This is a genomic window from Flavicella sp. IMCC45537, assembly GCF_057197705.1.
In genome coordinates, this window is sequence record NZ_CM170067.1 from 1,592,638 (window position 1) to 1,614,501 (window position 21,864).

General features: G+C 34.3%; 11 protein-coding genes. 3 read left to right on the forward strand and 8 right to left on the reverse strand.

Translation table 11 applies throughout. The features are described from left to right. Nucleotides 1-144 precede the first annotated feature (144 nt). The 4 genes from AC2DGP_RS06820 to AC2DGP_RS06835 form a co-directional block, all read right to left on the reverse strand. Nucleotides 145-1,818: a sulfatase family protein gene (locus AC2DGP_RS06820; RefSeq protein ID WP_484492263.1), complete on the reverse strand. Its 1,674-nt coding sequence runs from the start codon at nt 1,816-1,818 to the stop codon at nt 145-147. Nucleotides 1,819-1,994: 176 nt separating this feature from the next. After that, nucleotides 1,995-4,037, reverse strand: coding sequence for a hypothetical protein (locus AC2DGP_RS06825; protein ID WP_484492264.1), 2,043 nt, complete (start codon nt 4,035-4,037; stop codon nt 1,995-1,997). Between the two features lie 45 nt (nt 4,038-4,082). After that, nucleotides 4,083-6,005 carry a RagB/SusD family nutrient uptake outer membrane protein gene (locus AC2DGP_RS06830; RefSeq protein ID WP_484492265.1) on the reverse strand — a complete coding sequence of 641 codons (1,923 nt, stop codon included), beginning with the start codon at nt 6,003-6,005 and terminating at the stop codon, nt 4,083-4,085. 10 nt (nt 6,006-6,015) lie between these two features. Next, the gene (locus tag AC2DGP_RS06835) at nt 6,016-9,165 is read right to left on the reverse strand and encodes a SusC/RagA family TonB-linked outer membrane protein (RefSeq protein ID WP_484492266.1); all 3,150 of its coding nucleotides are present in this window, start codon (nt 9,163-9,165) and stop codon (nt 6,016-6,018) included. A gap of 304 nt (nt 9,166-9,469) precedes the next feature. On the opposite strand from AC2DGP_RS06835, the gene AC2DGP_RS06840 reads away from it, so the two are divergent. Both AC2DGP_RS06840 and AC2DGP_RS06845 read left to right on the forward strand, forming a co-directional pair. After that, on the forward strand, nt 9,470-11,014 hold the full coding sequence (locus AC2DGP_RS06840; protein ID WP_484492267.1) for an alpha-L-fucosidase: 1,545 nt from the start codon (nt 9,470-9,472) through the stop codon (nt 11,012-11,014). Between the two features lie 121 nt (nt 11,015-11,135). After that, the gene (locus tag AC2DGP_RS06845; protein WP_484492268.1) at nt 11,136-12,716 is read left to right on the forward strand and encodes a ThuA domain-containing protein; all 1,581 of its coding nucleotides are present in this window, start codon (nt 11,136-11,138) and stop codon (nt 12,714-12,716) included. 40 nt (nt 12,717-12,756) lie between these two features. Here the strand turns inward: AC2DGP_RS06845 and AC2DGP_RS06850 are convergent, their stop codons facing one another. Beyond that, nucleotides 12,757-14,391 (reverse strand): tetratricopeptide repeat protein, encoded by a 1,635-nt coding sequence (locus tag AC2DGP_RS06850; protein WP_484492269.1) that lies wholly within the window; start codon nt 14,389-14,391, stop codon nt 12,757-12,759. Nucleotides 14,392-14,744: 353 nt separating this feature from the next. On the opposite strand from AC2DGP_RS06850, the gene AC2DGP_RS06855 reads away from it, so the two are divergent. Next, nucleotides 14,745-15,164 (forward strand): hypothetical protein, encoded by a 420-nt coding sequence (locus tag AC2DGP_RS06855; protein ID WP_484492270.1) that lies wholly within the window; start codon nt 14,745-14,747, stop codon nt 15,162-15,164. 164 nt (nt 15,165-15,328) lie between these two features. On the opposite strand, the gene AC2DGP_RS06860 is transcribed toward AC2DGP_RS06855, so the two are convergent. Genes AC2DGP_RS06860 through AC2DGP_RS06870 form a run of 3 tightly spaced genes read right to left on the reverse strand, consistent with a single transcriptional unit; the run spans nt 15,329 to nt 21,703 of the window. Next, nucleotides 15,329-16,888 carry a PKD domain-containing protein gene (locus AC2DGP_RS06860; protein ID WP_484492271.1) on the reverse strand — a complete coding sequence of 520 codons (1,560 nt, stop codon included), beginning with the start codon at nt 16,886-16,888 and terminating at the stop codon, nt 15,329-15,331. Nucleotides 16,889-16,903: 15 nt separating this feature from the next. Then, nucleotides 16,904-18,598 carry a RagB/SusD family nutrient uptake outer membrane protein gene (locus AC2DGP_RS06865; protein ID WP_484492272.1) on the reverse strand — a complete coding sequence of 565 codons (1,695 nt, stop codon included), beginning with the start codon at nt 18,596-18,598 and terminating at the stop codon, nt 16,904-16,906. Between the two features lie 21 nt (nt 18,599-18,619). Beyond that, nucleotides 18,620-21,703 (reverse strand): SusC/RagA family TonB-linked outer membrane protein, encoded by a 3,084-nt coding sequence (locus tag AC2DGP_RS06870; RefSeq protein WP_484492273.1) that lies wholly within the window; start codon nt 21,701-21,703, stop codon nt 18,620-18,622. Between the last annotated feature and the right edge of the window lie 161 nt (nt 21,704-21,864).

Below are 21,864 nucleotides of genomic sequence, written 5' to 3' on the forward strand. Positions count from 1 at the left end.
CTAAGAGATTAGAACGAATGGCTTTTTAAAACATTTATTATCTACATTTTGTCTATATACAGCCTTATTACCCTTTACAATTAGGCTTTACAAAAATAATGGCCACTTGTAAAGTGACCATTTGTTCTATTTAATTTAATAACCTTAATCATTCCAGTGTGCATCAATCACTTTTTGAATATGAGGATATTTAGCACCATCCTCTTCATTCAACTCTTTACGTTTTGCAACTAGCTGCTCTTTCAAATTGGCAATAACATCTTTGTAAGCTGGATCTGCATAGGCGTTATTCATTTCTTTAGGATCTTTTGTCAAGTCATAAAACTCCCAAGCCGCCGGGGTATGAAGTGTAAATCGATTCCCCCAACTTTTTTTATTCCATTCTGCATCAGGATTATCAGTATCAACCCAATACTTCCCATAAAAGAAGATCAACTTATATTGCTTTGTTCTGATACCAAAATGAGCAGGATTTGCATGGGCATGAGCCATGTGCATCCAATACCTGTAATAGGTAGATTGCTGCCATCCTTTTGGCTCCTCTCCTGTTTCTAAAATATGTTTGAAACTATGACCTTGCATTTCTTTTGGAGGAGTACCTCCAGCCATTTCAATCAATGTTGGTGCAAAATCTGTATTATTAATGATCGCATCCGTTCTTAAACCTGCTTTTATTTTTTCAGGATACCTTACAAAAAAAGGCATACGCATTGCTTCGTCATACATCCATCTTTTATCAATATAATCATGCTCTCCTAACATAAAACCTTGATCTCCGGTATACACAATAATTGTATTATCATACAAGCCTTCTTCTTTTAAATAGGAAATTAAACGAGCTACGTTATCATCTACTCCTTTCACACAACGTAAATAACGTTTTAAGTATTCTTGGTAAGTTGCATGAGTATAAGCATCACCTTCTAACTCATCTGCTTGGTGACGATCAAAATCTGGATTATTCTTTTTACTATAACGATCACTCCACATACGCATTCCCATATTTCGAATTGTATTTCTTTTCGAAACAGAAGACCCTACTACAGATAATAATTCTCCATTTTCACCACGTGTCGCAATAGAACCATTATTTGCATTATCATACAAACTTGCAGGCTCAGGAATCTCAACATCTGCTAAATAATCTTTATATCTAGGTGCAAATTCAAAATCATCATGAGGTGCTTTGTACTGATGAAACAAAATAAAGGGTTTGTTTTTATCTCGTTTATTCTTTAACCAATCCAAAGAAATATCAGTTACGATATCTGAGCTATGCCCTTTGTACATTTTACCTTCATAAGCAGGGTCCTTTTCTTCCGTAAAATGCATCCCTGTTTCAGTTAAATACGGATCAAAATAAGAACCTTGTTGTCCATGCTTGGTAAATACATTATAATAATCAAAATTTGGTTCTACTTTCAAATGCCATTTCCCAATGATTGCAGTTTGATACCCTAATTTCTTCATTTCAATGGGTAAATACTGATGCTCTTTTGGCAATTTCCCCTCAAGATCTAACACACCATTTGCTTGACTATGTTGACCCGATAAAATTGCAGCTCTACTTGGTGTACAAATAGAATTATTCACAAAACAATTGTCAAATATAATTCCTTCTTTCGCTATTTGGTCTAATGTCGGAGTCGGATTCAATTTTGCCAGTCTACTACCATAAATCCCAAACCCTTGGGTTGTATGATCATCTGACATGATGTAAATAATGTTGGGTTTCTTTTGTTCTATTTTCGAAGGTGTCTTAGCACATGAAAACAACGAAAGAATTCCTAAAGAAGCAATAACAATTTTAGAAGTCATTTTATTTTTAGTTTAAATATTAGATGGTAAAAATGCAATTTATCTATAAGGACGAACGCAACATATGTCTCATTCTTAAGAATAAACTACCAGATGTACTAGATTATAACTTGACGAACGAAAAAAAAGCCTATAAATTCTCATTTATAGGCTTTCTTTATTTCAGTTTTTCTTTACTAAGGTCTTACATCTTTCTTGTAAATTTCAAAATCGTCATAATACACTGTAAAGGTTGTTCCACTTGTTGGTATCGGTTGAATTCTAACACCTACATTGAAATAATCAGCTGTTATTTCCTTCTCTGTAGTCACTTTCTCCCATACTCCAGCTGTTGCTGAACCCCAATTTGGTGTAACTGCAGTTGCACCGACTGCTTTATTAAGCCAAATTTTATCTCCGTGCGATGTATCAAGTGTAGCACCCGGAACAATATACCTGTAATAACTAACCACATAAGTTGCCCCATTTTCATAAGTCACATCTGAACCAGACTCTAATCTAGGTTTTAATGTTGTTAGCTTTGCGCTTTGAGTACCACTATTAGCTTGCTCTGTTGAAAATCCAACTGTCGCACCAGCTCCACTTGCGCCTTCTACCCAATAGTCACCAAAAGTTCCTTCAAACCCAGAGTCAGTTAATTGTTGATCAAAATAAGGCATAATAGTTATGGCCGCAAAATCAGTTAGGGAACCGTTTCCAACAGAACGAATATCACTCGGACCTGTAAAACTCACTGTAATCACATCATCCTGATACATAGAATCACTCATATCTATCCCCAATACATTTGGAAACTCTGTATTTACAGCTATTGCATCAATAGGAAATGCGACTCCATTTAACATCACTTCGAAACCAGCAGTTGGATTGGACGATCCTGCTATACTTGCTGGATCAATATCTTGATCAAATGCTATAGCGATTAAATCACCCGATGTTTCTATAATATCCCCAATCTGCATTACAGGTGTTGGCACATACACATCAATTTCTTCATCTGTAAACCCTTGCAAAGGTCTTTCATCCAATGTAACAACAAATTCAGAAGCTCCATCATAAGACATAAATGCCATTCCCACTTCTGACGGATCTAACGGCGTATCTAACCTTACCTCTAACGCCTTATTATTCGTTTCATGTCTATACACTGAAGAAACAGGTCTATCAACACCGTTCACAGAAACACTAAAATGGTCTCCAATATTTTCTGAAAATTCAGCTAAATTGTCATTTAACAATACTCTAATTATATCATTATCTTGCTCTACGATATTTGATACTTCAAAAACCGCATCAGAAGGATTTACTTTAAAAATAACTGGCATTTCGTAAACTGCATTTGCAGCATTCAAAATCTCAGTTCTTTCACGCCTCACCGTTAATCTTCCTCTGAAAGCTCCTATAGCTTTATTAAAAGTAATGGTGTCAATGTTACGTCCTTCATGAGCTCCTCCAGGCACCAACTCTAAAGGGTCATAAGTTGTACTACTATTAAAAATTGTTTCTTCATCCTCTTCATCTTCCTCAATCGTAAAAACTCTCCATACGGTCTGTTCGGGACGAGAATTATTATCTTCCAACAAGGCACTTCTATCATCAAATATTAGTTTATCACCAAAATCTACAGTGATTGTATCAATAGCTTCAAAATCAATATCAACACCATTGATATCTCTCATTTCCATTTCAGGACGGATGGTATCATATACATCTACCAATAACTCAACCTCTGCAATCCATTTATCTCCAATCTTAATTGTTCTGATAGTATCATTTATAAAACCACCTGTTCCACTATTTCCTCCTGTAGGATCCCAGAGTCCTGGATATATAAAAGAAGTAGAATCTGCAAATTCATTGCGTAGTTTAATAATGGTATTTGAATCTCCTTTTTTAAACAATACATGAACTGTTTTATCCGTACTGATTGTATCTCCTGCATTTATGATATATTCATCATGATTTGGCAAATTAGCAGGAATTGGTCCCCTTAGAAAATAACAGTTATCAGGAATTTCCCAATAATGCGCTATTGCGCCTGCAGATAAATCCATAAAAGACAAATAATTATTCACCTCTCCTTGATCTGCGGTACTACCATTTGTTGTAGTAAACACCAAATCAGTAAAATCTTCTGGTTGCTCCCACTCATTTCCTAAACACCCTACTAAAAGCAGCAGTAGTAGAAACGATTTAATTAATATTTTAATTGTTTTCATTTTTCAATATTTTAGTTTTAACTAATAAGTAATATCACGATGAAACTACTCTACAACATTCCAGTTTAAATTACCATTAATTTCGTCTTGTGGTATAGGCAAATAAGAATGAAACTCAGGGTTATAGTTTGTTGAACCTATAAAAGCATCTCTTAAATGTGCTTCCTGCGCTTTAAATCCACTTGCTGGGAAATATGGTGCTTCACCTGTAGGAACCACATAACATCTCCATCTTTTAGGATGATCACCATTTAAATCTGCAGCATAATGATACGCATCATACTCATATTTAGCTAATTCAGTCAGTCTATTTCCTAACTCTCCCCAACGTCTTAAGTTTACTGGTCTATTCCCCTCTAACGCCAATTCTAAAGGCCTCTCAATAAACATTAAATGCTTTTTAACATTCTCCAAGGTTACAGCATTTGTAGGACTGTCTCCTCCTAAGTTGATGTTATCAACATAAGTTGTCTCTGCATTATTAAACTCTGCACCAGGATCTGTTGCGTTTCCAATTAAAGACACATGAGAACGTTTTCTTACTCTATTGATATATTTTAATCCTTCATAAATATCCCCTTTTTCAAGCATACATTCTGCATAGTACAAGTAGATTTCCGCCAATCTAATTACAGGGATATTAATTCCTGATTTATTAAATGTTGGTTCGTTTTGGTTCTTTTCTTCTCCATACCCATCTCCAACAGTATACCAATTTGTGAATTTTTTCCATCTTACCGGACAATTCTTATTCATTGGTGTTGCATTCACATGTTGACCGTAGTTCGCCGCAGTTACCCCATACATAGGTTCATCTGGATCATCCACTTGACATACAGAGTTCCCCATCCTTGAAGAATACATTCTCAGACGAGTATCTGCAGGTTCTGGATCAACTAACTCACCTTTATCGTACACATAATTTGGAACTTGATTTGCAGGATCTGCTGGATCTACTGGATCATTTCTATATAATAACCCCATCCATGTTGTTGGTTGAATATTTCCATTACCGTTTCCTAACTGTGTGGATATATTTTGAGTAACAGCCTCTTCATCTGTAGCTAAAATATTTTGATCCATAGAATAATTCACCTCAAAAATAGACTCATTATTAAATTCGTTTACTCCAGTAAAAACTTGATTTAAATTTTCTGCCAATTCATAACCGTAGTTTGTCATAACGTTCATAAGCAATGGTTCAGCACTTGCAAAATCATTGTCATACATATAAGCTCTTGCTAAAAATGCCTCACAAGCCCCACCTGTGATACGACCAATGTTAGAATCTCCTAAATCTCCCCAAGCAGCATAAGTTGCAGGCAAGTTTTCTAATCCATAAGTCAAATCAGCAATTAAAAAATCTCGTACATATTCCTTTTTAGAAAACGCTTTATGAAATTCATCAAAAGATTTTGGCACCGTTTCTAATACTGGAACAGATCCAAAATTAAAAGAACTATATAACTCTAAATAAAAATAACCTCTTAAAGCTCTGGCTTGAGCATAAATTAGCTGACCCTTTAATTTGGCATCAGCGGTTTCATACGTAGGAACCAAATTATTATATGCATCAATTACCTGATTAACTCTAAATACGCCTTGATACAATGCATTCCATTTATCTTGCACCTCCCTTGTTGTTTGGTCAAATGTTTGGCTTGACATCGGTGTATTTGTCAATTTTACTCTAAAGTTAGTTGGTACCGCCACATCTGCTCTAGTCGGCTCAAATAATATTCCTAGTATATTTCTATTTTTCAGAGTACTATATGCTGCTGTAAGACCAACATTCAAGTCATTATTATCCTGCCAAAAGCTTAAGGTTGTTAAGGCATTTGGATTAATTTGCTCCAAATCATCTGTACAAGATTCAAGAGAGATCAACCCTAGAAACACAAGGGTCATTTTAACCATAAAAATTCTCCCGAATTTCAATGTTTTATGTATATTTTGTTGTTTTTTCATTTTTAACTATTTAAAATTGAAATTGTAATCCTAATTTATACTGAGAAGAAATAGGATATCTACCTGCATCAATACCTCTAGTACTCAAACCGTTATTTCCTACCTCAGGATCAATACCTGTATAATTTGTAAAGGTTATTGGATTTTGAGCTTGAACATATAATCTCAACCTAGAAGCACCAATTCGTTCTAAAACTTTTTTAGAGAAAGAATACCCTAATTGAACATTTCTTAACCTCACATAAGTTCCATCTTCCATAAAGTAATCTGAAGCCCCTCTATAAGATTTAGAATTTGCTCCATCATTCCAAGGAATATTCGAGTTTTGATTATTCACCGTCCATGAGTAAAATAAATCTTTATGTGTTCCCGACTGGTATGCATATGCTTTACTTCCATTCATGATTTCAGCACCAAAAGAACCATACCATTGCATAGAAAAGTCAAACCTCTTGTAATTCGCTGAGAAATTTAAACCAACCTCAAAGTCAGGTGTACCACTTCCCATATAAATTTGATCTTGATCATCAATTACACCATCTCCATTTTGATCCTTATACATTAGTTCTCCCATTCGAGCTGTTGGATCTGTAGATGCCTGATATTCGGCAAGCTGCTCAGGAGTTTTAATAATACCGATTGTTTCCCTCAAAAAGAAGGAAGCTGCTTCATGCCCTTCAGTAATAACCGACACATCTTCAGCAGAAGCTCCATTTTTACTTGAAATATGAGAGTTATTTAATCTAATCAAAGGATTCGACAAACTTGTTTTTGTTACGATATTATTATTTTGAGTATAAGTAGCCGCTACATTCCAATTAAATCCAGATGATTTTCCTTTATGTCTATACTTCACAGCATACTCAACACCTGAATTTTCCATATTACCAATGTTAAAAATAGTTGTCGCATTATTTCCATTTACACCAGTAGAAGGAGCGTTTTTAACCGGAAATAATAAATCTTTCTTTTCACTTTTATAAATATCAGTACTTACAGTAAGTGCATTTCTAAAGAAACCAAAATCGTAACCTATGTTTGTTTCCACATTTGTCTCCCATTTCAAACTTTCATTAGCAAAGGCTTGCTGCGAAGTTCCTAAGTTATAAGTCTCACCTGCACCAGGTAAACCAGCAGTCGCATTATTACTACCGAAAACATAATTTTTATTCGCTACAACTACAGATTGGTTGCTATATAATGCAAACCTATCATTCCCCGTTGTTCCAATACTAGCTCTAATTTTAAAAGAGTTTACCACATCTTTAACAGGCTCCCAAAAGAATTCATCAGACACATTCCAACCTGCTGAAACAGAAGGAAAGAATCCCCATCTATTCTCCAAACCAAACTGTGAAGATCCATCATATCTACCACTTGCACTTAGCAAGTACTTTCCATCATAATTGTATTGAATACGAGCTAAATTCCCTCTGTTCACACGGATCCCATCTCTACCATTACTATCAATTGCATAAACAACTGCATAATTATCAAAAACCGTTACCGCTGGGTGAATATTATCTCTTTTTTCAACTTGGTAATATTCTGTGTTAGACTTCTCATATGAAAACAAAGCCAAGAACTTAAAGTTATGCTTTTGGATTCTTTTCGTATAATTCACGAAAGCTTCAAAAGTTAATTTAGATGTTGTCAAATCAGAAGTTCTATTCGAAGTCACTTGTGTATTTGGTATCAGCTCTCCATTATTATTATACACCTCAACTTTTGGAGATATTCTAACTCCTTTTTGATCATTATAGGTAGCTCCACCTCTAACAGTAAATTTTAAGTTTTTTGTAGCGCTATAATCAAATTGTGCATTTCCTGAATGACTATTAGATGTTCTATCCTCAAAAATCTTAAAATTTCTTGCAACATTGGCCTGCTGTCTTGCAGATCCTATCTCCCAATCATCCAAGTCTTGATCAGAAGCATTTTCAATAACATCTGACTCTAAATCAATATAATCCTGAAAAGGTCTATAATCATAGATCTTATTCATTACATTATTCTGGTTGTTAGGAATTTTCTTACTATCTCTTCTAAAAGTCAATCCAGTTGTAACTTTCCATTTCCCTTTTGTAAAAGTGGTATTAGATCTAACGTTAAATCTTTTATATCCAGAATTAACCATAATCCCCTGTTGGTCATAGTAGTTTGCATTGAATGAATATGTCAAGCCTTGAACACCTCCAGAAACATTTACCGAATGATTCTGAATGGGAGCCAAATCATTTAAAATAATTTCAGCTAAATCAGTATTGTTTGTAAAATACCTAGCATTTCTATGAATCTCTCCTTCTACTCCACCTTGAACTTTACCGGAGTTTAAAGAACCTCTTAAGGTTTCAATATAAGTAAACTCTTCACTTGTCATGGCATGTGCATCAGACATAATTTTTTGAACTCCGTATTCAGAATTTACACGAATATTCATCTGACCAACCTTACCTTGCTTGGTGGTTATCAAAATTACCCCATTAGAACCACGAGTTCCATAAATAGAAGCCGAAGCCGCATCCTTTAAAACATCAATTGACTCAATCTCACTAATCGCTAACTGAGGATCAGAATCATAAGGAATACCATCCACTACATATAAAGGAGAACTATTCCCATCTAGCAATGAACCAAAACCACGAATTAATATGTTCGCTTCTTCACCAGGTGCACCTGAACTAGCTGTTACATTCACCCCAGCCATCTGACCTTGCAATGCTGCTCCTAAATCTGAAGTAGTAGTTTTTTCTAGCTCAGCAGCTTTTACACTTACTACAGCTCCTGTTACCTCCTTCTTCTTTTGAGTACCATAACCTACTACTACAACTTCTTCCAAGGCATTACTTTCTGCTTCCAATACTACATCAACAGTACTTTTACCATTCACCTTAGCCTCAATGGTTGAATAGCCCATAAAACTAAATATCAACGTTGCATCCGCATCCGCTTCAATTTCATAATTTCCGTCAAAATCCGTAATAGCCCCTTTGTTTACGCCTTTTACAAGAACACTAGCCCCTGGGAGGACATCTCCATCCCCAGTAACGGTTCCTTTTACGACAATCTTCTGTGCCTGCGTAAATCCAACCCCCATACATAGCATAAAAGCTAAACATATGGGCTTGGAAACACAACTTGCAAATAATTTGAATTTCATATTATTAAATTAGGTTTAAATTAGTCTCACAAATATCCATAATCATAATTGTAAAACTTAAGACATATGTATCGAAGCATAATACATATGTTTAAAATGTTAAAATCTGTTAATTTAAAACAATACTCAAACAATACTCAATTAACAGATTTCCTATTTTCTTAAATCAAGCTTCACCCCTTAGATTCGTACTAAATATAAACTTGATATTGTTCATATACTGCAATATAAAAAACATATGTTCTTATTTTTGAAATCCACACTATGTAACTTAGCTTAGTAGATATAACTAACATACTTTATAATGAAATTATTAAAAATCAGTCTTTTAACCCTTTTCACATCTTTAGTTTTATTTTCTTGTGGAACGAAACAACAGAAAACATCAGAAAAGGTTTCAAAAACACCCAAATTTGAGGCGAATTGGGAATCAATAAAAAAGAACTACAAAGATCCTGAATGGTTCAACAAAACAAAATTTGGAATCTTTATCCACTGGGGTGCTTATTCTGTACCTGCATATGGTTCTGAATGGTACCCGAGACAAATGTATATGGATACTGCTGTTTTTACTGCCCAATTAAAATTACAAAAAGAAGGTCCGTCTAAAGAATTTTTGCACCACAAAAAAAACTGGGGTGATCAAAAAGAGTTTGGATACAAGGATTTCATTCCTATGTTCAAAGGAGAAAAGTTCAATGCTGAAGAATGGATCGATTTGTTCAAAGAGGCTGGTGCTAAATATATAATCCCGGTAGCCGATCACCATGATGGTTTTGCCATGTATAAATCTAATACTACAAGATGGAATTCATACGATATGGGACCTAAAAGAGATATTTTAGGAGAACTATTCAAAGCAGGTAGAGAAAAAGGGATGATTATGGGTGCTAGTTCTCATTTTGCTTTCAACTGGTCTTTCTACAATAAAAAAGCTCATTTTGATACAACTGACCCTGCTTACGCAGATTTGTACTCTTCTAAGGGAACAGATTTAAGAGAACCTGTTTCTCAAAAATTCTTAAATAGATGGTGGGAAAGAACAAAAGATGTTTTAGATAATTACCAACCAGATATTTTTTGGTTAGACTTCTATGTTGACATTCCTGATTTCCAAAGTGTACGTCCGAAATTAGCAGCATACTACTATAACAAGGGAATTGAATGGGGGAAAGAAGTAGTTTTACAAGACAAGAACTTCTCACATGAAGCATTTCCAGAAGGTTCAGTTGTTTATGATTTAGAAAGAGGTAAATTACCTGGAATTAGAAAATTACCTTGGCAAACAGATACTTCTATTGGTAAAAACTCTTGGAGTTATGTTACAAACTGGAAGTCTAAAACTACAAATCAAATTGTTGATGACTTAATTGATATCGTTTCTAAAAATGGTTGTCTACTTTTAAATGTTGGTCCGAAATCAGATGGTACTATTCCAGAAGATCAAAAGAAAATTTTATTACAAATTGGTGGATGGTTAAATATTAACGGTGAAGCTATATATGACACTAAATATTGGAAAACTTTTGGAGAAGGTCCAACAGAGGTTAAAAAAGGACATCATTCTGAAGGTAAAAATCAGAAATTCTCGTCTAAAGACATTAGATTTACGCAGCATAACGATAAATTATATGCTATTTTATTAGACTGGCCTACAGATGGTAAAATAAACATAAGCTCTTTGGCTAAGGGAAATGAGTTAGCTAAAGGAATCTCTATTGCAAATGTAGAAATCCTAGGAAGTAAAAATAAAATAAAGTGGACGCAAACTGAAAACGGACTTGAGATAAATGCTCCGAAGCAAAAACCATGTGATTATGCTCAAACAGTAAAAATTACATTAAAATAAGTCATCAGACTCCCTTAAAAAGCCATACTAATTCTTTAGTATGGCTTTTTTTGTTTTAATTTACCTGTTAAAAACACCATCACAAATTAAATATTGATTAACCAACTATTCATTTTACGCCATGTTAAACACAATTAAAACAATCTTGCTGGTTTTAACCATTGGAATAGCCACAGCATGTAAAATAAACCACAACAAGGAAACTAAAAAAGACGCACCTCTTAAAAAAAATATATTAGTTTTCACTAAAACCAATGGTTACAGACATAAATCTATAGAAGCTGGAATTAGTGCCCTTAAAATTTTAGGGTCTGAAAACAAATGGAATATTCAATTCTCAGAAGATTCTTTAGTTTTTAACACCCAAAAATTATCACAAAAAAATCTGGTACTATTCTTAAATACCACAGGAAATATTTTGGGACCAAAGGAAGAAGCGGCTTTTGAAAAGTACATCCATGAAGGAGGTGCGTTTTTAGGGGTCCATTCTGCAACGGATACTGAATACGATTGGCCCTTTTACAAACATATGATTGCTGCGCAATTTGCCTCACACCCCAAACAACAAAAAGCGCGTATTACCAAATCAAAAACATTACAACACCCTGCTACAGATCATTATAGCAATGAATTTGAAAAATTTGATGAATGGTACAATTTTAAAGAACCTGTTGAGCAACATGCGAATATCCTGTTGACACTGGATGAATCAAGCTACACTGGTAAACAAATGCATACTGAACATCCTATCTGTTGGTACCATCATTACGAAGGAGGACGAATTTTTTACACAGGCATGGGACATACTGATGCCTCATACTCAAATCCAGATTTTCTAATTCATTTAAAAGAGGGAATCCAATGGTGCTTGGGAGAAACGGAAGTTAAAATTCATCAAGACGGAGAAAATTTATTGGACAAAAGTTTAAGTAAATGGGACGTTTTTATGGGAGGTGTCCATACTTCTGTGGCTATAGATTATGAAAAATCTGACAATGTAAGAACTAGTAAGCCTTTAGGTCTCAATAACGATGTAAAAAATGTTTTCTCAATAATCGAAGAAAATGATGAAAAAATCTTACATATCACAGGTGAAATTTACGGTGGTTTGACAACCAAAAATGAATATCAAAATTATCATTTCCGAACAGAGTTCAAATGGGGAGACAAAAAATGGGAACCTAGACTCAAGGACAAACGAGATAGTGGTATACTATACCATGCCAAAGGAGTTCATGGCGCATTTTGGAACGTATGGATGGCTAGTTTAGAATTTCAAGTGCAAGAAGGCGATTGTGGAGATTTTATTGCCTTAGGTGATGTTTATGGTGATGTTCCTTCCTATGTAAAAGTTAATAACAACGGAAAAAAACATTTCACGTATGCACCGAAAGGAAAAGAAACTCCTCTAAAATGGGGGCCTGGTTTTGAATCAGGACAAGCAAGTAAGTCACAATTGTTTGAAAACCCAAATGGAGAATGGAATACGCTTGAGCTATATGTACTAGGCGATGAAAGTATCCATTTAGTAAACGGTCATGTTGTAAATCGTGTTAAAAATGCACGGTATGATATAGGAGGAAGAACCATACCTGTAACAAAGGGTAAAATCCAAATCCAATCAGAAGCTGCTGAAATTTTTTACAAAAACATGCAAATAAAACCGATTCAAAACTTTCCGAAAGAACTAAAAAACAAATAAAAAAAGAAAAAAGGTTTGACCGATGGTCAAACCTTTTTCTTTAAAATGAATTTATATATTCTGAGAGGTTTTCTGTTCTCTCTAAACCTAGTTTCTTTCTGAGTCTATATCTCGAAGTATGGATACTCTCTACTGAGATCCCTAAAAGAGGTGCCATTTCTTTACTTGAAAAGTTCAAACGAATCAAGGCACATATTTTTAGGTCGGCTGATTTTAGTTTTGGATGCTTTTCCTTTAAATTTTCATAAAAACTTTGATTTATTGAAGTAAACCTAGCCTCAAATTCTTTCCAGTTACTTGAAGAGCTACCCTGAATGGTTTTTACCATTCGACTAATCGTTTTCACATCTACAGTATCTTTTTGTTGTGATAATTTTGAATTTAAACTATTCAAAAACTCCTCTTTTTCTATCAATCGCAAGGCAGAACTTGTCAATTCTTTATTTTTCATTTCAAGAATTTCCTCTTGCCTTTTGGTCTCAGCTTCTTGACGCTCTCGTATTACTTGTTTTTCGGCATTATGTTTTTCTCTTAAATTTCTAACAAAGAAAAAAGTAAACACCAAAATCCCTACAATAGAAAAAATTAAAAATATCGTTTTTAAATACCAAATATCTTCTTCGTGCTCTAATACTTTCAAACGTTGTTCATTCTCCTGATCTTTAATCTGTTCTTTAGACAACCTATATTTGTCCTTTATATCAAACAACGGCAAATTATTTTTGTTTTTTATTCCAAAAACTTCGTCGTTCAAACCCTTCTCTTTTTCCAAATAATAAAAAGCCTTTTCATAATCTTTTTGAAGAAGTTTTAACTCTTTCAAAGCCTTAAAAACTTTAATTTTATAATTGGAATGACTTCTATATTTTTTAGAAACCTCCAATGATTTTAAATAAAATTGCTCCGCCTTTGTAATATTACCCGAAACCTTATAGGCATCTCCATACATGTAATAAATTAAAACCAAATAACTCGGGTCATTTTCACCAAAATATTCTTCAGCACTTTCAAGATCATTGAGTCCCTTAGACAGTTCACCACGCATACATTTTAAATACCCTGACTCGGCTTCTAAATAAAAATTTTTAGAATTCAGCAGAATATTATTCTTTGCTGCGAGACTACTATCTAAATATTTCTGAGCCTTCTCATAATCACCTCTTACCCTATGAAAACTTGTTAGAGCAAAATAATCACTCAGCATGTACACCTCTGTCAAAATGATATTTTTCCTAAACATTTCTTTATTTAACGCTAACGACATGTTTAGATATTTCAAGGCTTCATCATCTCTTTCAAAAAAACTATACAACCATCCTAATCCTTTGTAAATTCTTCCAACTCTTGTAGTAACCTTGCCATCTTCTAATAACAACCCTCTCCAATAACTATCATAGGATTTACTATAATTCACATGGTGAGAATAAATATCTCCAACTTCAATCAAACCTTCAACAGCCCTAACGGTATCATTTTTTTCTAGACTTAATTCAATAGATTTATTGTAACAATCTATCGCTTTGTCCGGCTGAGTAAAAGTTAATTTTCGGGCTAAATAGAATAAAGAATCTCTTTCATTTACCTCCTGAGAATTCATTAACTGAAAACTAAAGAGTACTAAAATAAATAGACTGATATTAATTTTTATCTGAACATTAATTATTTTTTCTAACATAATCTTTTCTCTAAAAAATGATATTTATCAATACTTGCAGAATGATACTTATGAACTCCCTTCAATTTAACTGATAAGATATAAATAAACATTTACATCTCCATAACAAGACAAACAAATCAACAATTATTTTTTTTAAAATCCGATTTCACTACGTATTAAAATTCTCCTGTTTACTTTTTGTCTATATAAAACCTAGTTGACTTATTTGCAATTTAGAGTTTCGTCAAGTTGATGTCAATATAACTCACAAGGTTTCAATATCAAAAAAATATAAATTTACTTAAACCGAAATTTTTAATAATAAACAAAATTCTTTTGAATCGAATAATTTTTCATCTTAAACGAATACCATGAAAATTTTTAAAAAAATAATTATTCTAACCCTAGGGGTTTCTGCTGGGAGTTACGCCCAAAATATCACCTGGAAAAATAAAGTGGAAACTATTCAAGTATCTGATACTATTTCTATGAAGTTGAATTATGATGCAAGACCCTTAAACTTTTTATACATCGATGCAAAACTACTGGAGGTGGATGCAGAAGGGAATGTAATCAACACCTACAAAAATTCTATTCCAATGCTTAAAACGGTGGAGAATGAAAATTTTGGTACTATTGAATACAAATACATTACATCAACAACAAACCCGCCATTAAAACCTAAACTACCTAAAGGGCATTTTTACAAACTTACTGCATTTATGATTTTAAATAACGCAAGCGATTTTGAATATAAAAGCGACTATTCAATCATTAAACTAAAAAAATAAATAGCTTCTAGAAATAGAATTCCACACTATTTCTCATCCTTCAATCAAAAGTTTTCAATAAATATTCTTCTACCATAGTAGAAGAAACTTATCACATAAAAAGACCGATTTACAAGTGTTTTCACACTGCAAATCGGTCTCAAACCTAAATACTCAACATTACATTACGGACGCAATGGTGTTTTAGAAACACTAATATTATCTATATATAATTTAAATTGATCCATATTTTGGGCATTATTCCCTCTTATCATAAACGAAATAGAACTAGCAGCATCAAACTGAGCATTTGCTGAAGTATACACCCATTCACCTGTTTTAAAATCTGGAGTAAACAATGCATGTGAACCAACTCCCCAATTTGTACCTGGGTTCCAATACACTCTTAAATCAGGAGCACTCGGTAAACTTGGTATAGTTCCATCTACATAGACCCATACTCCAATTTCATAATTTACATTTGCCTCAACATCAAACCTAATAAAATCAGATCCATCGGCAAGTTTATGTCCTAAGATCATTCCATTTCCACCTTCCATAATCGCATATCCACTTTTCAAACCATCTTGGGCTTGAACATCAGAAATATCAAACGTAAAGGTTTCAAAACCACCCCATCCAAGATTTTTCCATGTATCTATTGCACTATTTTCAAAACTATAATCATATTCTGAACCAATCAAAATATTAGATTTCTGATAAACTAAAACATGATCAGTAATAGTACTCACTTTAACAAAATCTGTTGAAGCTAGTACGCCTTGTGAATAAGAAACTTTTACAAGGTCATCACTATACACATTTTCTGTTCCTAAATTAAGGACTACAATATTTCCTTCAGTCGCGTCTAATTCTGCACTTACAATAGTAGGCGTTAAAATGGTACCATTCTCTAATGTTACCGTAAAATCATCCTTATTTAAAGTTGTCTCATCAATTTCACGACTAAATTCTAAAGCAATTGCATTCTCTCTTTGATAAACATCATCTAAAGTTACAGGTTGCGAAGAAGGAACAATAGATACAAAATTTGCAACTGTTACCGTATCTGCACTAAAAGGGCGATCTCTTTTAGCTACGAAATTCACTCCAAAAGTTCCGATTTTCTTGTATTTCACATCTATCTCAACATCAGATTCAGAAGTCAATGGGTCTCCGCCTCCAAATGCCCAATTAAAAGCCGCTGGCTCACCAATAGCTGCATATGAGTACCTTACCGTACTTCCCGCCTCTACCTCTTCTTGTGCATTTTCAACAACATTTAATTCACGAATGATATTCCCATCAGAGTCCAACAAACTTGCCTTAACTTCTGCCTCAATAAACGGTAAAACTGATACAACGATAGTCGTATCCAAAACACTACCTTTCAAAATCTCACCGTCATAAGCATCTTTGTAAAATTCTTGGTGTAGTTTAATATCATGATCACCCACAACCTTAAATTGCGTTTTAAAAGTAGATGCTGTAGACACTGTATCATTCGATGTACCTTCAATATCACCAATTCCTTTAGGCAAGGTCCATTTTCTAGAAACAACTCCAGCCGAAACATCCCCGAAAGAAATACTACCATTAATATTCACTCTGTTCTCGAAATCCATTTCCGATGTCACAATTACCCTATGACTTGGAATTATTAGGTCTACTTCTGCCTCGTCTTTACAAGCTGTAAAAACGGCTAACGCAACAAGTAATAAACCATATATATATTTATAATTCATAATGTGTGTTTTAGTTTATAGTTCTTCATTCGTTTGCACTTCTCCTGATGGAATCGGGAAATAATTATGCTGGTTTGGTGTGTAGTTTTGCTCACTTAAAAAGAAATCTGGACGGATTCTTTCAGCAATATAAAGAGGTGGTGTATCAAAAATCGTCGCCTTATTTGCTTCTCTCCAAACTTCATCTGCTCTCAGCTCTGCATAAACTTCCTCAACAATTCCCCAACGAACCATATCTTTCCATCTATGTCCCTCAAAGCACAATTCTAATGGTCTTTCTACTCTTCTAATGTGCTTCATCACCGTAGCTGCATCTGCTGTTACCATTGGTTGAGAACCATGAACTTGAGTACTAACGTGTAATTGCGGAAATTGACCAGAATTCTCATCCATATATTGCTGAAGTGTTTTTACACCCGCCCTATTTCTCACCATATCTATATACGTAATAGCTGTTGCAAAGTCTCCGGTATCCTCAATAATAGCCTCAGCATACATTAACAATACATCGGCGTATCTAATGTGTCGGAAATTAATTCCAGACCTACTATTTCCGTCTTCTGCTTCTAAAAAGTACCAATTCGTATGCTTTTTCACATATGCACTTTGTCCAAATCCCCAACCTTTTGTATCTGTATTTTCTCTTCCGTAGTAATCTCCTTCAAAGTTTTTAGGAGCGATCGATGCTGATAAGCGTCTTGAATGTACATTGCCATCATTTATAGGGTTTGCAGGATCTACCTCATCATACACCATTAATTCATGTAAAAAATAAGAGGCTAAAACTGTATTATACCCTCCATAATTTATTTGACCAAGCGCCCTTGCTAAGGCAGATGCTTCAGCTCCAGTTTCATTTTCAGTATCATCCACAATGGCTCCATTTACACCTGGATTCAATTCACTACTAAAACTAACTTCAAAAATAGATTCAGAATTATGTTCATTGGTATGAGTGAAATTATCAGCTACATCCGAAACAAGACTATACACACCTGAATCTATAACACCTTTAAACTGAGCCGCTGCTTCACTCCACTCTTGGTTGTATAAATATACTTTCCCCAATAAACTCTTGGCAGTTCCTTGAGTTACTCTACTACTTCCTTCAGACCAAGATAATGGCAACCTCGCTGCAGCAAATTCTAAATCAGGTTTGATAACTTGATTTGTTACCTCTTCAATAGTAGATAACGGTTTACTTAAATCTTCTGCAGTTTTAGCTACATCCGTATGAATCACAGCTTGACCATAAGAATGAACTAATTGGAAATAATAGAAAGCTCTTAAACACCTAGCTTGCGCTTCTATAGAAGCCTTTGCTGTTGTAGAGATCTGTGCCTCTTGGATATTTTCAATAACTTGATTTGCTCTAAAGATACCAATATACAATTCATTCCATCTGTCAACAACATAATAGGTATTGTCGTTGTAGGTAAGATTCCTAAACGCTGCTGGTCTGTACCATGATTCGGTTCCTGCAATATCACCCAACATCATTTCATGTTGAATCAATGCACCACTAACTCCCTGAAACTGTAAAGCTCCATAAACCGTTGTCAAAGCCGTATTAAACTGCCCTTCAGTTTCCCAAAACGTATCCGTAGAAATTGCATTCGGATTCACTTGCGTTAGAAAACTATCCTCATCACAACTTACCAAAGCCATAAGACTAATAGATAAGAGTATATATTTTTTTAATATTTTCATAATTTATAATATTTTCAAGAATTAAAATCCTAATTGAACCCCAAGCATAAATCTTCTTGCCACAGGGTAATTCCCTCTATCAACACCTCTTGTAAAGATTCCATCTCCACCAACTTCTGGATCATATCCTTTGTAATTTGTTACTGTCAAAGGATTAAAAGAAGTAACATACAATCTCAATCTATCAATACCTGCCATTTCTTTTGTGTTAGGTACTGTATATCCAACTGTTGCATTTCTTAACCTAAAATAAGTTCCATCTTCTAAAAACAAATCAGATCTCGCTCTTACATTATTATGATAAGCATTCTGTCTTGCAGTTGCGATATCAGAATTCGGATTTTGTGGAGACCACATACTATAAATATCAGTATGACGAGCATTTGCATAGGCAAACATTTTAGCACCATTGTAAATTTTGGCCCCATGAGAATAATAAGACTGTAAGGTTAAATCAAAACCTTTATACGCAAAGTTAAATGTCAAACCTGCCTCAAACTTAGCTTGCCCGGAACCACTATAAACACGATCATTATCATCGATTTGGTTATTCCCATCAACATCTTTATACATCATATCTCCTAATTGAGCTGAACCATCAATATTTTTATAAGCATCTAATTGCTCTTGTGTTTTAATGATACCATCATGCTGTACTAAGAAAAATGCACCCGCTTCATAACCTTCAGCTAAAAATGTAGTATAATCTACATTTGTTCCCATTGATGTTACTGGACGTCCATTTCCATAACCTCTACTAACACCGTCTAGGTTGGTTACTTCATTCTTGTTCTGAGTAAAAGTACCAACTATACCGTATTTCAATCCAAAGTCTGTTTGATCATTATAATTGATAGCCAACTCAATACCTTTATTGTACATGTTTCCGGCATTAACAGTAATCACATCATATAACCCCTCTGTTCTTGGGTGATACGTTCCTGTTGAAGGAGCGATACTCTTTCTCAACAACATATCTTCCTTATCATTGTAATAATAATCCGCAGTAATATTCAATTTGTTGTTAAACATTCCTATATCTACACCAATATTTCTAGAAATAGTAGTTTCCCACTTTAAATTGCTATCCACATATTTTCTTTGCACAGAACCGAACTCTAAATCTTCAGCCGACGTAAATGGATAATTCACACCCGATTGAATTGTGGCAGTTGTTGAATAAGGCCTCACTGTTTGATTCCCTACTTCTCCGTAACTGGCTCTTAATTTCAAACTATTCATTACCCTTGAACGGAAAAAATCTTCGTTATGAATATTCCAACCAGCAGAAATCCCTGGAAAAGTACCATATCTATTTTCTTCAGAAAAATTTGACGAACCATCTCTCCTAATACTTGCTGACACTAAATACTTACCATCATAATTATACATCACACGGAATAATTTCCCAGAGAGTGTGGTTGTTTCATCTTTACTAGTTGGTTTCACACCTTCACTTGCAGAGGCAAATGTTCTCAAATCGTTACTAGTTTGCTCACTAAAAATAGCGCCCACTCCCATTTCACGATAATTAAATTGCTCATAAGAAATTACCCCTAAAAACTGAAGATTGTTCTTACCAAAACTCTTTTTATAGTTTAAGATATTTTCAATAGTTTGTCTTTGCGACCATATATAATCTTCATCTAAAAGAGCATTAATTCTAGAAGCTCCCGGATTTAATTCTCCTTGATTATTATAGGCTAAAATTTGCGGTCTGTAGAATACTCTTTTATTTTCCCATGAGTTTGTACCTAAATTCAGTTTATAAGAAAACCCTTTAAAAATTTCATACTCTGCATTAAAAGCAAAATTCAACGTTTTAGTTGTTCTCTCATCAGTGTTTTGCATTTGATTTGACAGGTAACTATACTGAATTTCATTATCTGGTGGCAAAACTACCCCTGTATCTCCTACAGGAGTTAAAGAGTTCAATGGAGCTCTCCAAGGCTTTTGAACAATCGCTTGTTCATATAAAGCCCAAGGCTCTTGAGTTCTATTCTCTGTAGAAAACCCAACCGTAGTAAACACTTTTAATTTTCCTTTATTAAACTGCCCTGTAATTCTATTTGCCAATCTATCGAAGCCTGAATTTATCAAAACTCCTTCTTGCTTAAAATAATTTGTATTTAAATTAAATGTCAAGTTTTTCACACCTCCGGATATCTGCAAATTATAATTGCTTATTTCGGCATTATTATTTTGAACATCCCCTACAAAATCAGTGTCATAATCCAATGCATCAGGAGTAATGATAAACGTTGTTGGTTTTCTACCTAAAGCCGCTAAGGTTACATCCTCAATGTACAATTGCTGATTAGTATTCATTAAAGGAGTACCAGAGGTAATATTTTGAATTCCTGTGTAGGTATTGAAGTTTATTTTCATTTTCCCTACTTCACCACGTTTGGTAGTAATCAATATTACTCCATTAGAACCTCTTGTTCCATAAATAGCTGCAGAGGCACCATCTTTTAAAATATCAATACTTTGAATTTGATCAGGAGAAATATTTGGATTCCCCTCATAAGGAACTCCATCAACTACATAAAGAGGACCCAAACCATCTGAGTTCAAAGATCCTAAACCACGGATTTGAACATTTGCTGCTTCCCCAGGTCTTCCGCTGTTTGCTTGTACATTCACACCTGCAACTTGTCCTTGTAATGCGCTTCCAACATCAGCAACGGGTGCGATATCTATAACATCTGAAGTAATTTTAACAACTGCACCAGTAACTTCTTTTTTCTTTTGAGTTCCATACCCAATAACAACAACTTCTTCTAAAGCAGCTACATCAGCCTGCATGGTAACATCATAAGAACTTGCCGCAGCCACAACTAACTCACTTTGTTTATAACCAACATAGCTATACACTATCACATCCTCAGTGGATACATTTAACTCGTACAAACCATCAAAATCGGTTATTGTACCATTAGAAGTGCCTTTTACCAAGACACTAACACCAGGAAGAGGGCCGTCCTTATCAGACACCTTTCCTTTAATTGCATTTTTTTGTGCTTGGACAAAACCAACACTCATTAACAACAGTGTTGTCAACAAAATCTTGGCATCCCAATTTGCACATAAATTGAATTTCATATTTTTTCGATTAAAGTTTAGTCCTACAAATATGACCTTTAGCCAAAGTGATTTTTCAGAACTCTACTAGACTTAAACCCTACGAAATGTAATATTCATCGAAAAAATCTATTTTTTCACATAGACAATATATAAACTTAAACTTGACTAAAACCCTATTT

Excerpts from the sequence above, each read along its gene's own strand:
- AC2DGP_RS06820 (WP_484492263.1), bottom strand. The coding sequence starts at position 1,818 with ATGACTTCTAAAATTGTTATTGCTTCTTTAGGAATTCTTTCGTTGTTT.
- AC2DGP_RS06825 (WP_484492264.1), bottom strand. The coding sequence starts at position 4,037 with ATGAAAACAATTAAAATATTAATTAAATCGTTTCTACTACTGCTGCTT.
- AC2DGP_RS06830 (WP_484492265.1), bottom strand. The coding sequence starts at position 6,005 with ATGAAAAAACAACAAAATATACATAAAACATTGAAATTCGGGAGAATT.
- AC2DGP_RS06835 (WP_484492266.1), bottom strand. The coding sequence starts at position 9,165 with ATGAAATTCAAATTATTTGCAAGTTGTGTTTCCAAGCCCATATGTTTA.
- AC2DGP_RS06840 (WP_484492267.1), top strand. The coding sequence starts at position 9,470 with ATGAAATTATTAAAAATCAGTCTTTTAACCCTTTTCACATCTTTAGTT.
- AC2DGP_RS06845 (WP_484492268.1), top strand. The coding sequence starts at position 11,136 with ATGTTAAACACAATTAAAACAATCTTGCTGGTTTTAACCATTGGAATA.
- AC2DGP_RS06850 (WP_484492269.1), bottom strand. The coding sequence starts at position 14,391 with ATGTTAGAAAAAATAATTAATGTTCAGATAAAAATTAATATCAGTCTA.
- AC2DGP_RS06855 (WP_484492270.1), top strand. The coding sequence starts at position 14,745 with ATGAAAATTTTTAAAAAAATAATTATTCTAACCCTAGGGGTTTCTGCT.
- AC2DGP_RS06860 (WP_484492271.1), bottom strand. The coding sequence starts at position 16,888 with ATGAATTATAAATATATATATGGTTTATTACTTGTTGCGTTAGCCGTT.
- AC2DGP_RS06865 (WP_484492272.1), bottom strand. The coding sequence starts at position 18,598 with ATGAAAATATTAAAAAAATATATACTCTTATCTATTAGTCTTATGGCT.
- AC2DGP_RS06870 (WP_484492273.1), bottom strand. The coding sequence starts at position 21,703 with ATGAAATTCAATTTATGTGCAAATTGGGATGCCAAGATTTTGTTGACA.